Origin of the sequence: Pseudomonas sp. RW10S2, assembly GCF_014268985.1 — a bacterium.
Taxonomy (GTDB): Bacteria; Pseudomonadota; Gammaproteobacteria; order Pseudomonadales; family Pseudomonadaceae; genus Aquipseudomonas; species Aquipseudomonas wayambapalatensis.
This window is the reverse complement of the sequence record NZ_JABWRO010000143.1, coordinates 1-13,248: the sequence shown is the minus strand read 5'-3', so window position 1 is coordinate 13,248 and position 13,248 is coordinate 1. Positions and strand designations below refer to the sequence as shown.

Below are 13,248 nucleotides of genomic sequence, written 5' to 3'. Positions count from 1 at the left end.
GGGGGGGGGGGGGGGGGGGGGGGGGGTGCAATTCAATATGGTAAAGCTGGCGAGCAGGCCCTAGACTCAGTGAGCTGTCTATTCCAACCACTTAGCTGGAAGCATGCCATGAATAACAATAACAGCCTGCTACGTCACATCCCGTGGCTGGCGCTGGCAGTCATAGGAGCCTGTGCGCTGGGTGTGGTCGCCCTGCGTCGCGGTGAAGCCATCAACGCCTTGTGGATCGTGGTCGCGGCTGTGGCCATCTACCTGGTCGCCTACCGCTACTACAGCCTGTTCATCGCCACCAAGGTGATGCAACTCGATCCGCGCCGGGCCACCCCGGCGGTACTCAACAACGATGGCCTGGACTACGTCCCGACCAACAAGCACATCCTCTTCGGTCACCATTTCGCCGCCATCGCTGGCGCCGGCCCGCTGGTCGGCCCGGTGCTCGCCGCGCAGATGGGCTACCTGCCCGGCACGCTCTGGCTGATTGCCGGTGTGGTACTGGCAGGGGCCGTGCAGGACTTCATGGTCCTGTTCCTCTCCACCCGCCGTAACGGCCGTTCGCTGGGCGACATGGTGCGCGAGGAAATGGGCCGCATTCCGGGCACCATCGCCCTGTTCGGCTGCTTCCTGATCATGATCATCATCCTTGCGGTGCTGTCGCTGATCGTGGTCAAGGCCCTGGCCGAGAGCCCGTGGGGCATGTTCACGGTGATGGCGACCATCCCGATCGCCATGTTCATGGGCATCTACATGCGCTTCATCCGCCCGGGCCGTATTGGCGAGATTTCGCTGATCGGCGTGGTGCTGCTGCTGGCATCGATCTGGCTGGGCGGCGTGATAGCGGCGGATCCTGTGTGGGGCCCGGCGTTCACCTTTACCGGCGTGCAGATCACCTGGATGCTGGTCGGCTATGGCTTCGTCGCCGCCGTGCTGCCGGTGTGGCTGGTGCTGGCACCGCGTGACTATCTCTCGACCTTCCTCAAGATCGGCACCATCATCGGCCTGGCCATCGGTATCCTGATCATCGCGCCTGAGCTGAAAATGCCGGCCCTGACCCAGTTCACCGACGGTACCGGGCCTGTGTGGAAGGGCACCCTGTTCCCGTTCCTGTTCATCACCATCGCCTGCGGCGCGGTGTCCGGCTTCCATGCCCTGATCAGCTCGGGCACCACGCCCAAGCTGCTGGACAACGAAACCAACGCCCGCTACATCGGCTACGGCGGCATGCTGATGGAGTCGTTCGTCGCCATCATGGCCATGGTCGCCGCCTCGGTCATCGAGCCGGGCGTGTACTTCGCCATGAACAGCCCGGCCGCAGTGGTCGGTGCCGACGTCGTGTCGGTGGCGCAGACCGTCAGCAGTTGGGGCTTCACCATCACCCCCGAGCAGCTCGAGGCCACCGCCCGTGACATCGGCGAGCACACCATCCTGGCGCGTGCCGGTGGTGCACCGACGCTGGCGGTGGGGATCGCGCAGATCCTCCACCAGGTATTGCCGGGTGAGAACACCATGGCCTTCTGGTACCACTTCGCGATCCTGTTCGAGGCGCTGTTCATCCTGACTGCCGTGGATGCCGGTACCCGTGCCGGGCGCTTCATGCTGCAGGACCTGCTGGGCAGCTTCGTGCCAGCGCTCAAGCGCACCGAGTCGTGGACCGCCAACCTGATCGGCACCGCCGGTTGCGTGGCGCTGTGGGGCTACCTGCTGTACCAGGGCGTGATCGACCCGCTGGGCGGTATCAACACCCTGTGGCCGCTGTTCGGTATCTCCAACCAGATGCTGGCCGGTATCGCGCTGATGCTCGGCACCGTGGTATTGATCAAGATGAAGCGCGAGCGCTATATCTGGGTCACCTTGCTGCCAGCGCTGTGGCTGCTGATCTGCACCACCACCGCAGGCCTGATCAAGCTGTTCGACCCGAACCCGGCAGTCGGCTTCCTGGCCCTGGCCAAGAAGTACAGCACCGCGCTGGATGCCGGTCAGGTCCTGGCCCCGGCCAAGGACATCGGCCAGATGCAGCACGTGATCTTCAACGCCTACACCAACGCCGGTCTCACCGTGCTGTTCCTGGTGGTGGTGTTCAGCGTACTGTTCTTCGCCATCAAGGTCGGTATCGCCGCCTTGGGTCGCAAGGAGCGCAGCGACAAGGAAACCCCATTCCAGGCCCTGCCTGACGCTTGAGAGGATTGCAGCGATGTTCAACGACCTGGGGCGACTGGGTAAGTATCTGGGGCAGGCTGCCCGACTGATGGTCGGCATGCCCGATTACGACACCTATGTCGAGCACATGCAGAACAAGCATCCGGACAAGCCGGTGATGAGCTACGAGGACTTCTTCAAGGAGCGCCAGGAAGCCCGTTACGGTGGCAAGGCCGGCCCCAAGTGCTGTTGAGTCTGTAACTTGCTTGAACCTGTGGGAGCCCGCGCAATCGGGCTCCCACAGTCATTTTCGGCTTCAATGGAGGCAAACGCGTGCATACCCCGATTCCCGTCACCGTGCTCACCGGCTTTCTCGGTGCCGGCAAGACCACCCTGCTCAAGCACATGCTCAAGGCCGAGCATGGCCTGAAGATCGCCGTGATCGAAAACGAATTCAGCGAGGCGGGCATCGACAGCCAACTGCTGGGCGACGAACCGGTACAGGTGATGACCCTGGCCAACGGTTGTGTGTGCTGCAGCATCCATGGCGACCTTACCCGTGCCCTGTACCTGCTGCTCGAACGCCAGGATGCCGGTGAAATCGCCTTCGATCGCCTGGTGATCGAGTGCACCGGCCTCGCCGACCCGGCGCCGGTGGCGCAGACCTTCTTCATCGACGAGGAGCTGCGCGAACGCTACATCCTCGACGGCATCATCACCCTGGTGGACGCCAAGCATGCCGAGTTCCACCTGACCCAGGCCATCGCCCAGGCCCAGGTCGGGTTTGCCGATCGCCTGCTGCTGAGCAAGACCGACCTGGTCGAGCCTGATGTCGTCGAGGCGCTGCGCGAGCGTTTGGCGCGGATCAATGGCCGCGCACAGATCCGCGTGGTCGAGCATGGTCGTATCGACCTGGCTGAGCTGCTCGATGTGCGCGGTTTCAACCTCAACCCGGACTTGGGGCTGAGCCCGAGGCCGACCCTGCGTCCGGTGCTCAAGCCCGCGACCCCGGACCGTATCTCCACCCTTGTGCTACGCACGGAAAAGCCGCTGGACATCGACCGCCTCAGCGACTTCATGAACCAGTTGCTGGAAGACCATGGCAAGCAATTGTTGCGTTACAAGGGGGTGTTGAACATCGCCGGGGAGGACCGTCGGCTGGTGTTTCAGGGCGTGCTCAAGCTGTATGGCTTCGACTGGGATGCCGAGTGGAAAGAGGGCGAGGTGCGCGAAAGCGTGATGGTGTTTATCGGTGATGAGCTGCCGCAAGACCGGATACGCGGGGATTTTGCCGCGTTGGCTGGCTGACAGGTGCGCAAGACATAAGCAAAAAGCCCGGCACAAGGCCGGGCTTTTTCACATCAGGCGATTGCCAATCAGTTGCCGTACACCGGCAGCTTCTTGCAGATGGCCTTGACCTTCTCACGCACGGCGTCGATCACCGCTTCGTTGTTCAGGTCGGCGAGGATGTCGCAGATCCAGCCGGCCAGCTCGCGGCACTCGGCTTCCTTGAAGCCGCGGGTGGTGACGGCCGGGGTGCCGAAGCGCAGGCCCGAGGTGACGAACGGCGAACGTGGGTCGTTCGGGACCGAGTTCTTGTTCACGGTGATGAAGGCTTTGCCCAGCGCGGCGTCAGCGTCCTTGCCCGAGATTTCCTGCTTGATCAGCGACAGCAGGAACAGGTGGTTTTCGGTGCCGCCGGAAACGACGTCGAAACCACGCTCGATGAACACGCTGGCCATGGCCTGGGCGTTCTTCACCACTTGCTGCTGGTAGGCCTTGAACTCAGGCTGCAGGGCTTCCTTGAAGCAGATCGCCTTGGCGGCGATGACGTGCTCCAGCGGGCCACCCTGGGCGCCCGGGAAGACCGCGGAGTTCAGCTTCTTCTCGATGTCGGCGTTGGCACGGGCCAGGATCAGGCCGCCACGTGGACCACGCAGGGTCTTGTGGGTGGTGGTGGTGACCACGTCGGCGAATGGCACCGGGTTCGGGTAGACGCCAGCGGCGACCAGGCCAGCGACGTGGGCCATGTCGACGAACAGGTAGGCACCGACCTTGTCGGCGATTTCGCGGAAGCGGGCGAAGTCCAGGACCTGCGAGTAGGCGGAGAAGCCGGCGACGATCATCTTCGGCTTGTGCTCGACAGCCAGGCGCTCGACTTCGTCGTAGTCGATCAGGCCGTTGCCGTCGATGCCGTACTGAACGGCGTTGTACAGCTTGCCCGAAGAGCTGACGCTGGCGCCGTGGGTCAGGTGACCGCCGTGGGCCAGGCTCATGCCCAGGATGGTGTCACCGGCCGACAGCAGGGCCAGGTAGACGGCAGCGTTGGCCTGGGAGCCGGCGTGCGGCTGGACGTTGGCGTAGTCGGCGCCGAACAGTTCCTTGGCGCGGTCGATGGCCAGTTGCTCGACGACGTCGACGTACTCGCAACCGCCGTAGTAGCGCTTGCCTGGGTAGCCTTCTGCGTACTTGTTGGTCAGAACCGAGCCCTGGGCCTCCATGACCGCTGGGCTGGTGTAGTTTTCCGAAGCGATCAGCTCGATATGCTCTTCCTGGCGCAGGGCTTCTTGCTGCATGGCTTCGAAGAGCTCGGCGTCGTACTTGGCAATGGTCAAATCACGGCTGAACATGGCGGTCCTCAAGGATCGGGGCTGAATTGGGATGGCATTCTAACCGATTGGGTCGGGCCTGGCATATGAAGTGGCATCAAGTCGCGGACCAGTGGGCTTCATGTTGCAGACCGCGCGGGGACTGGGCTGAGACGGGGCGCTAGTTGACTCCGAAGTCCGTTTTTTCGATGCCTGGTGGAGGCTGGATTGGTGTCCAGCTTCTTCGGGCAGTCCACCCTGTAGGAGCGGGCTTGCCCGCGAAAAAGACACCGCGCTGCCCGGCACGGGCTACGCCCGTGTTCGCCGGAAAAGCCCGCTCCTACAGGGATTGGGGCTGGCCTTTGGATTTTGAACAGAGCAGGGATCGCGCAGGGTCGTTATTTCTTACTGGAACATGAACAAGGTTTCGTTGCTGAACTGCGCCTCGAACTGGTTGGCCGGCATCGGCCGGCCGAACAGGTAGCCCTGGACTTCGTCGCAGCCGTGCTCACGCAGGAACTCCAGCTGTTCATGCGTCTCCACGCCTTCGGCGATCACCGCCAGGTTGAGGCTGTGGGCCATGGCGATGATTGCCCGCGCGATCTGCGCATCCTGCTCGCCTTCGGGCAGGCCGTCGACGAAGGTGCGGTCGATCTTCAGCACGTCGATGGGGAACTGCTTGAGGTAGTTGAGCGACGAATAGCCCGTGCCGAAGTCGTCCACCGCTATGCTCAGGCCCAGGTTCTTCAGGCTGTCGAGGATCTGCATGGCCTCGTTGACCTCGCGCATCAGGATACTTTCGGTCAGCTCCAGCTCCAGGCACGCCGGCGGCAGGCCGGTTTCTTCGAGAATGGTCGCGATCCGCGTCCCCAGCTGGCCGTCGGAGAACTGCCGCGCCGAGATGTTCACCGACACCTTGGGCACCCGCACCTTGGCCTTGTGCCAGGCCTTGAGCTGGCGACTGGCCTCGCGCAACACCCAGTCGCCGACGTCGACCACCAGGCCCAGTTCCTCGATCACCGGGATGAAGTCGCCCGGCGGCACCAGGCCGCGACGTGGATGGCGCCAGCGCAGCAGCGCTTCGGCGCCGGTCAGGCGCTTGCCGTCGCCGCTGAACTGCGGCTGGTAGTAAAGCATGAACTCGTTCTGCTCCAAGGCGTGGCGCAGATCGCTTTCCAGCTCCAGGCGCTCCAGGGCACTGGCGTTCATGTCGGCCTGGTAGAACTGGAAGTTGTTCTTGCCGCGCTCCTTGGCGTGGTACATCGCCGTGTCGGCGTTCTTCATCAGTTGGCTCAGCTCGTTGCCGTCCTGCGGGCTGAGGGCGATGCCGATACTGGCGGTGACGAAGAACTCGCGATTCTCCAGCACGAATGGCCGCACCAGGCTGGCGAGGATGTTCTCGGCCACATGAATGGCGCGGTTCAGCGCCATTTCGCGGCTGGTACGCGACTGCAGCAGCAGGGTGAACTCGTCGCCGCCCATGCGCGCCACGGTGTCGTCTTCATCGACACAGGCCAGCAGGCGCTCGGCCATGTCCTTGAGCATGCGATCGCCTGCGGCGTGGCCGAGGGAGTCGTTGATCGGCTTGAAACGGTCGAGGTCGAGGAACATCAGCACCACCCACGACTTGTGCCGCTCGGCCTGCTGCAATGCCGTGTGCAGGCGGTCCTGGAACAGCGTGCGGTTGGGCAGGTGGGTGAGGGCGTCGTAGTACGCCAGGCGGTGGATGCGCTGCTCGCTGGCCTTGCGCTCGCTGATGTCGGTGAAGAAACACACATAGCTGGCCAGGTCGCGCTCATCGTCGAGCACCGCGGTGATGCCGACCCAGGCCGGATAGTGCTCGCCGCTGCGGCGCTTGAGCCACACTTCGCCTTCCCAGGTGCCGCGCTGGTTCAGTTGCTTGAGCACATAGCCCAGGTGCGCGTCCTGCTGGCCTTCGACGGTGAGCATGTTCGGGCGCTGGTCGAGTACTTCATCGGGCGCATAGCCGCTGACCCGGCTGAAGGCTTCGTTGACCTGGACGATATAGCCGGCCGGGTCGGTGATCAGGATCGCCGAGGTCGAGTGCTCGAATACCGTCGCCGCCATGCGCAGGTCTTTCTCGGCGCGTCGCTGCTGGCTGATGTCGCGCCCCACCCCAAGCACGCCTTCGAAGCGTTCATGGTCGTCCCACACCAGCACCAGGCGCAGCTCGATGGGGATCTTGCGACCGTCGGCACGCAGGCAGTCGAACAGGAATACCTGGGTGGGCAGTTGACTGCGCAACTGGCGCAGTTGCTCGCGGTCGTCCAGCGCCTTGCTGACCCGCTCCATGAGGCTCTGCATGCCGCTGAGCTGGGAGGGGTTGGCGATGATCGATGGCCAGCCGTTGTCGAAGATGTAGTCCACCGGATAGCCCAGCACCGTCTGCACCGAGGGGCTGATGTAGTTGAGCTGCAACTGGTTGTCGGTGGAGAAGATCACGTCGCTGATGCTTTCGGCGAGCATCCGGTAGCGCTGCTCGCTGTCACGCAGCGACTGGCTGGCCTCGATCTGCACCGTGACGTCCTTGCCCACGCCGATGATCCGCGTGACCTGGCCTTCGCCATCGCGGGCCAGGACCTGCTCGCGGATGTCGTAGCAGCGCCAGCCGCCGTCGCGGTGGCGGAAGCGCAGTTGGCAGTGCAGCGACTGGCTGTGACCGCTGTCGCGCTGTTGCTGGCGCAGGCTGCGGTAGTGCTCGGCATCCTCGGGGTGCAGCAGCAGCTCCCAGAAGTGATCGCCCATCTGCGCAAGCTCCGAGCGGTCGTAGCCCAGGGTTTGCCCCAGGTGGCGGTTGCTGAAGATCATGCGCCGGTTGTGCACGTCCTGAACGTAGAGCTGGTCGGGTACGGTACGCACGACGTCCGACCAGAAGCTTTCACGTTCGAGCAGCGACAGTTCGACCTGCTTGCGGCTGGTGATGTCGCTGATGCTGAGTATCACGGCCTGATAGTCGCGCCGCTGCTGGGGCAGGCGGGCCATCAGCCACAGGTGCAGCTCGCCTCCCAGTGGCGAGGGCAGGCGTACTTCCAACTCGAACTGCGCGCGCTGTTCGATCAGGGCGTCGAGCAACTGCATGCCTATACTCTCGCGGCCGTCGCCGCTGCCCTCGATCAACCGCTGCCAGGCGCCCTCGTTGCAGGTCACGTTGAGCAACTGGCGTGCAACTTCGTTGATCTCGGTGATCTTCAGTTCCTGCAGCAGGTTGCGGCGCAGGCTCGGCTCCAGTGCCAGGCTCTGCTTGAGCGCGGCGAGGTTGCGCAGGTGGTAGCGATCGAGCTGGCCGGGCAGGCTCGACAGGTCGAGCACGCACAGGGCCACGCCGGTGCTCTCGAAGATATCCTGATAGCGCCGGCGGTCTTCCTGCAGGGCCTGCTGGCGGCGGCGCATGTTGATCAGCGCCAGGCCCGGCAGCAGGGCGCAGAACAGCACCAGCAGGCTCTTGCCCAGCAGGGCCGGCAACAGTTTATCGCGGGCCGAGGCCGGGTCGTGCAGGCCGCGGACCTGCCATGTACTGTTGTCGATGAAGGCCAGCAGCACGCTGTGCAGCGCCGATGGGTTGGCGTGGGCGACACCGCTGCGCTCGATCACTGCGCCGTCACGGCTGTTTTCCAGCAGCCAGAGCGGGTGGAACTGTGTGTTGAGCTTGCTGGTCAGCTCCTGGTAGTAGTCGGCGGACAGGCGCAGCAGCCAGTAGCCGCGATCTTGTTCGGTGGGCTGGCGCAGCAGCAGGTAGACCAGCTGGTTGTCGCTCGAATTACCATAGAAGTAGGCGTTACCCTGGTTCAGACGTACCAGGCCGTCGATCGTTTGGCGGTCGGGGCTGTCGCGCAGGCTGTCGCCGCGGATTTGCCCGTTGCTGTCCAGCCAGGCCAGGCCACGCAAGGCCGGCAAGCGTCCCCTGAGTGTCTGCAGCAGCGCCGGCAGGGCCGCAGGCGACGGCGGCTTGACGTAGGGCTGCAGCAGATTCATGGCCTGCTGCGCCTTGAGCGCCATGTTCAGGGTCAGGTGGTGGGCCAGTTCCGCACTCGTCGCCACGCTTTGCTGGCGCAGGTCGGCCTGTGTGTGGCGGAACTGCGAGAACAGTTGCCAGAACAACAGCCCCAGCAGGACCAGGGCCAGCAGGGCAAGCGCACCCTTGAGCGAGCCTCGCAACGAAGCAGGCGGCGCAGGGCGCTGGATGGGCGGTCGGGTGAAGTTGGTCAAGCGTTGGTCCTGCGATTGGGCTGGCGAAGGCAGGGGGGATCATGCACGCGGCATGCCGCCGTGGCGCACTATAAGGCCGGACATACGAAAGCGGCTAGGCTCTGTCTGATATGTATCTGCACTCGCCCATACTGCGTTGAAACGTGGCTCGGAATGCTCATGTACTCCAGTACACTGCGCTTCCTCCCCCCGTTTTGCCTTGTCTGGCCTTCGCGCAGACACATTTCAGACGGACCCTAGCATGCCTTGGATTATGGCAAAGTGCCAGCCGATATGTCTCGTCCCGGCACCGGCCGGGTGTTCGGCAAGCCCCTGCAACCTGTGCGAGAATGCCGGCCGTTTCATAGTCAACGCATCGGAGAAGCACGGTTTGGTTACCCACTATTCCACCAATGGCCTCGATTCCGCCTGTGGGCGCAGCAGTCAGACTTTGGTCAGCACTGCCGTGGCCGACGACGTATCCTGCAAGTCCTGCCAGCGCTCGTTCGCCAAGCCCGACGCTGCGGCTGCCCAGCGCAAGACGCCGTCGCTGGCCGAGCTGCGCAAGTCGGCCAAGGCTGCGCTCGAGCCGGCCGAAGTCGCGGTTGTTGCCGCCGAGGTGAAACCTGCAGCGAAGGTTGTGAGCAAACCGGCGAGCAAGCCGGCCGGCAAGACCGTCGAGACCCCGGTCCGCACCGGCGGTTTCAGCGTCAAGGCCGCCTGGGCCGCGCGCCTGGCCGAAGAAAGCGGGCGGTCGCGCCTGCCGCGCGGCAAGGGCAAGCAGCGTCACGTCTGATCGCTCGCGCAATGCCGACGTGCAGATCCTGCACATGGCAGCCATTCACCAAGACTTGGCGTAGAATGGCCAGCTTTGTTCAACGACACCTCGAATACAGATCGCCCTGACCCGTTCAGGGCGATCGTCGATGTCTTTACCTATCCATATAGAGGGCTTGGTTTTGGCTCAATACGTCTACACCATGCATCGGCTGAGCAAGGTCGTGCCGCCGAAGCGGGAAATTCTCAAGAACATCTCCCTGTCGTTCTTCCCCGGCGCCAAGATCGGCGTGCTGGGCCTGAACGGCGCCGGTAAGTCCACGCTGCTGCGGATCATGGCGGGTGTCGACAAGGAATTCGACGGCGAAGCCCGTCCGATGCCCGACATCAATGTCGGCTACCTGCCGCAGGAGCCCCAGCTGGACCCGAACAAGACCGTGCGTGAAGTGGTCGAGGAAGCGGTCAGCGTGATCAAGGACGCCCAGGCGCGCCTGGACGAGGTCTACGCCGCCTACGCCGACCCGGATGCCGACTTCGACAAGCTGGCCGCCGAACAGGCCAAGCTCGAAGCCATCCTGCAGGCCGCTGACGGTCACAACCTGGAGCGTCAGCTGGACGTCGCTGCCGACGCTCTGCGCCTGCCGGCCTGGGATGCGCGCATCGAGCACCTGTCTGGTGGCGAGAAGCGTCGTGTGGCCCTGTGTCGCCTGCTGCTGTCGGCCCCTGACATGCTGCTGCTGGACGAACCGACCAACCACCTGGACGCCGACTCGGTGGCCTGGCTGGAGCGCTTCCTGCACGACTTCCCTGGCACCGTGGTCGCCATTACCCACGACCGTTACTTCCTCGACAACGTCGCCGGCTGGATCCTCGAACTGGACCGCGGCGCGGGCATCCCGTACGAAGGCAACTACTCGGGCTGGCTGGAGGCCAAGTCGGAACGTCTGGCGCAGGAATCCAAGCAGCAGAGCGCCCACGAGAAGGCCATGAAAGAGGAACTGGAGTGGGTGCGCAAAGGCGCCAAGGCCCGCCAGTCCAAGTCCAAGGCTCGCCTGCAGCGTTTCGAAGAGATGCAGTCGCAGGAGTTCCAGAAGCGCAGCGAGACCAACGAGATCTACATCCCGGCAGGTCCGCGCCTGGGCGACAAGGTCATCGAGTTCAAGAACGTCTCCAAGGGCTATGGCGACCGCGTGCTGATCGACAACCTGTCGTTCTCCATGCCAAAAGGCGCCATCGTCGGCGTTATCGGCGGTAACGGCGCCGGTAAGTCGACCCTGTTCCGCATGCTGATGGGCAAGGAGCAGCCGGACTCGGGCAGCATCGAGATCGGTGAAACCGTGCAACTGGCCTGCGTCGACCAGAGCCGCGAGGACCTGGACGGCAGCAAGACCGTGTTCCAGCAGATCTCCGACGGTTCCGACCAGATCCGCATCGGCAACTACGAGATCCCGTCGCGCACTTATGTGGGCCGTTTCAACTTCAAGGGCGGCGACCAGCAGAAGTTCGTCAAGGACCTCTCCGGTGGTGAGCGTGGCCGTCTGCACCTGGCACTGACCCTGAAAGAGGGCGGCAACGTTCTGCTGCTCGACGAACCGTCCAACGACCTGGACGTCGAGACCCTGCGTTCGCTGGAGGAAGCCCTGCTGGACTTCCCGGGCGCCGCCATCGTGATTTCCCACGACCGTTGGTTCCTGGACCGCGTGGCGACCCACATCCTGGCTTACGAGGACGACTCGAACGTGGTGTTCTTCGAGGGCAACTACACCGAGTACGAAGCCGATCGCAAGAAACGCCTGGGCGACGCTGCTGCCCAGCCGCACCGGGTACGGCACAAGAAGCTGGCGCAGTAAGCCGGTTTTTGTTGCACAAGGATGGGGCCCTCAGGGGCCCCATTTTTGTGCCTTGCTGGGAGCGGTGGTGCTTCATTCGCGGGCAAGCCCGCTCCTACAAGGGAAGCTTGCCGGTCCAAGCCCTTGTAGGAGCGGGCTTGCCCGCGAATGCCACACCTCGGTGACGGTTTGTATACATTTATATAAAACGCACCAAAAAAATTCAGAAAAACGACATTTTGCCCTGTTCCAGTGCGATTGCTTCTTGATAGAGTCCGGAAAAAATCAATAAGTCCAATCCTCTTGGTGAGATGTCTACCATGATCGAATCCGTCGACCATTTCCTCGCACGCCTGAAGCAGCGTGACCCTGCCCAGCCCGAATTCCACCAGGCTGTCGAAGAGGTGCTGCGCAGCCTCTGGCCGTTCCTCGAAGCCAACCCCCACTACCTGCAGGCCGGCATCCTCGAACGCATGGTCGAGCCGGAGCGTGCCGTGCTGTTCCGCGTGTCGTGGGTCGATGACCAGGGCAAGGTCCAGGTCAACCGCGGCTATCGCATCCAGATGAGCAGCGCCATCGGCCCGTACAAGGGCGGGCTGCGCTTCCACCCGTCGGTGAACCTAGGCGTGCTCAAGTTCCTGGCCTTCGAACAGGTGTTCAAGAACTCGCTGACCTCGCTGCCCATGGGCGGCGGCAAAGGTGGCTCGGACTTCGACCCCAAGGGCAAGAGCGATGCCGAAGTCATGCGCTTCTGCCAGGCATTCATGAGCGAGCTGTACCGCCACATCGGCGCCGACCTCGACGTGCCGGCCGGTGATATCGGTGTTGGCGCCCGTGAGATCGGCTTCATGTTCGGCCAGTACAAGCGCCTGGCCAACCAGTTCACCTCGGTGCTGACCGGCAAGGGCATGACCTATGGCGGCAGCCTGATCCGGCCGGAAGCCACCGGCTACGGCTGCGTGTACTTCGCCGAGGAGATGCTCAAGCGTAAACACCTGCGTATCGACGGGCGTCGCGTGGCCATCTCCGGTTCTGGCAACGTGGCCCAGTATGCGGCGCGCAAGGTCATGGACCTGGGCGGCAAGGTGATTTCGCTGTCCGACTCCGAAGGCACGCTGTTCTGCGAGGCCGGGCTGAACGACGAGCAGTGGGATGCGCTGATGGAACTCAAGAACGTCAAGCGTGGCCGCATCAGCGAGCTGGCCGAGCGTTTTGGCCTGGAGTTCCGCAAGGGCCAGACGCCGTGGAGCCTGCCGTGCGATATCGCCCTGCCGTGCGCCACCCAGAACGAACTGGACGTCGAGGACGCCCGCGCCTTGCTGCGCAACGGCTGCGTCTGCGTCGCCGAAGGCGCCAACATGCCGACCACGCTCGAGGCGGTGGATGTGTTCATCGAGGCGGGCACCCTGTTCGCACCGGGCAAGGCGTCCAACGCCGGTGGCGTTGCGGTGTCGGGCCTCGAGATGTCGCAGAACGCCATGCGCCTGCTGTGGACGGCGGGTGAGGTGGACAGCAAGCTGCATGCGATCATGCAGTCGATCCACCATGCGTGCGTGCACTATGGCGAGCAAGCCGATGGCTCGGTCAACTACGTCAAGGGCGCGAACATCGCCGGCTTCGTGAAAGTGGCGGATGCCATGCTGGCGCAGGGGGTGGTCTGATTCGAGATCCTCGGGGCCGCTTTGCGGCCCAATCGCGGGACAAGCCCGCTCCCA

8 protein-coding genes are annotated in these 13,248 nt (G+C 63.7%); 6 read left to right on the top strand and 2 right to left on the bottom strand.

The window, feature by feature from the left end:
• Positions 1-108 precede the first annotated feature (108 nt).
• The 3 genes from HU729_RS22850 (at position 109) to yjiA (ending at position 3,441) form a co-directional block, all read left to right on the top strand.
• Positions 109-2,175, top strand: a complete 2,067-nt coding sequence (locus tag HU729_RS22850) for a carbon starvation CstA family protein (protein ID WP_186711625.1) — start codon at positions 109-111, stop codon at positions 2,173-2,175.
• A gap of 13 nt (positions 2,176-2,188) precedes the next feature.
• A complete protein-coding gene (locus HU729_RS22845; protein ID WP_054894051.1) occupies positions 2,189-2,386 on the top strand; it encodes a YbdD/YjiX family protein in 198 nt (65 codons plus the stop codon).
• An 80-nt stretch (positions 2,387-2,466) separates the two neighbouring features.
• Positions 2,467-3,441, top strand: coding sequence for a GTPase (gene yjiA / locus HU729_RS22840; protein ID WP_186668374.1), 975 nt, complete (start codon positions 2,467-2,469; stop codon positions 3,439-3,441).
• Between the two features lie 68 nt (positions 3,442-3,509).
• On the opposite strand, the gene glyA is transcribed toward yjiA, so the two are convergent.
• Entirely contained in the window at positions 3,510-4,763 is a 1,254-nt protein-coding gene (glyA, locus tag HU729_RS22835) for a serine hydroxymethyltransferase (RefSeq protein ID WP_054894053.1), read from the bottom strand.
• A gap of 363 nt (positions 4,764-5,126) precedes the next feature.
• Positions 5,127-8,948 carry an EAL domain-containing protein gene (locus HU729_RS22830; protein ID WP_186711624.1) on the bottom strand — a complete coding sequence of 1,274 codons (3,822 nt, stop codon included), beginning with the start codon at positions 8,946-8,948 and terminating at the stop codon, positions 5,127-5,129.
• 370 nt (positions 8,949-9,318) lie between these two features.
• Here HU729_RS22830 and HU729_RS22825 point away from each other — a divergent pair, with 370 nt between their 5' ends.
• The 3 genes from HU729_RS22825 to gdhA all read left to right on the top strand — a co-directional run bounded on the left by HU729_RS22825 (position 9,319) and on the right by gdhA (position 13,194).
• On the top strand, positions 9,319-9,723 hold the full coding sequence (locus HU729_RS22825; RefSeq protein ID WP_186668370.1) for a hypothetical protein: 405 nt from the start codon (positions 9,319-9,321) through the stop codon (positions 9,721-9,723).
• Positions 9,724-9,886: 163 nt separating this feature from the next.
• Positions 9,887-11,554, top strand: coding sequence for an energy-dependent translational throttle protein EttA (gene ettA, locus HU729_RS22820; RefSeq protein WP_186668368.1), 1,668 nt, complete (start codon positions 9,887-9,889; stop codon positions 11,552-11,554).
• Between the two features lie 299 nt (positions 11,555-11,853).
• Positions 11,854-13,194: an NADP-specific glutamate dehydrogenase gene (gdhA, locus tag HU729_RS22815; RefSeq protein ID WP_186711623.1), complete on the top strand. Its 1,341-nt coding sequence runs from the start codon at positions 11,854-11,856 to the stop codon at positions 13,192-13,194.
• Positions 13,195-13,248: the final 54 nt, after the last annotated feature.